Source organism: Neobacillus rhizosphaerae (assembly GCF_050477885.1).
Classification (GTDB): Bacteria; Bacillota; Bacilli; order Bacillales; family Cytobacillaceae; genus Neobacillus; species Neobacillus rhizosphaerae_A.
The window spans coordinates 1-914 of the sequence record NZ_JBCNAC010000156.1; the positions used below are offsets into that span (position 1 = coordinate 1).

The window sequence follows — 914 nt, forward strand, 5'->3', positions numbered from 1 at the left end:
GCTGATCAAGGCGCTTGCGCATTTCTTATTATTTTAGGGAAAAATACAAAGGGAGTGATAATATGAAAAAGTATAAAGGCTACTTAATTGATTTAGATGGAACCATGTATAAAGGATCGGAGCGGATTGAAGCTGCCTCTGATTTTGTCAAAAATCTCCGAGACAAGGGAATACCGTATCTGTTTGTCACAAATAATTCATCAAGAACGCCTGCCCAGGTGGCTGAGAAACTGGTTAGTTTTGATATTCCAGCCGAAGAAAAAATGGTCTTTACAACGAGTCAGGCAACCGCAAATTTCATTTATGAACAAAAAAAGGATGCAACTGTTTATGTTATTGGTGAAGAAGGGTTACAGACAGCTATGGAAGAAAAAGGTTTTTCATTTGCTGGGGAAAAGGCAGATTTTGTCGTTGTTGGCATAGACCGTGAAATCACCTATGAAAAATTAGCTGTTGCTTGTTTAGCCGTACGAAACGGAGCTTCCTTTATCTCGACTAATGGTGATATAGCAATCCCAACTGAAAGAGGGCTATTACCGGGGAATGGTTCCCTAACATCTGTTATTTCCGTTTCTACCCAAACCAAACCGATTTTTATTGGCAAACCTGAGTCGATTATTATGGAACAAGCGTTAAAGGTTTTAGGAACCTCTAAAGAAGAAACATTGATGGTTGGAGACTATTATGATACAGATATATTAGCTGGAATGAATGCAGGAATGGACACCTTACTAGTCCATACAGGAGTCACCACAAAAGAATTGCTCACCGGCTATGAGCGCCAACCAACCTTTGTTGTTGATACCCTAGACCAATGGAAACTATAAAGGGGACAGTCCCTCACCGCTTTAAAGGAGCGGGGGACTGTCCCCAATTTTAATCAGAAAGTATAAAAATCGACTTCGAGAATTGTC

1 protein-coding gene is annotated in these 914 nt (G+C 40.2%); it reads left to right on the top strand.

The window, feature by feature from the left end:
- Positions 1-62: 62 nt before the first annotated feature.
- Complete coding sequence (locus tag ABES03_RS21245; RefSeq protein ID WP_430120432.1) at positions 63-827, top strand: TIGR01457 family HAD-type hydrolase; 765 nt, start codon at positions 63-65, stop codon at positions 825-827.
- Positions 828-914 lie beyond the last annotated feature (87 nt).

Bases quoted from the DNA above. Each gene is read 5' to 3' on its own strand.
- ABES03_RS21245 (WP_430120432.1), top strand. From the start codon at position 63: ATGAAAAAGTATAAAGGCTACTTAATTGATTTAGATGGAACCATGTAT.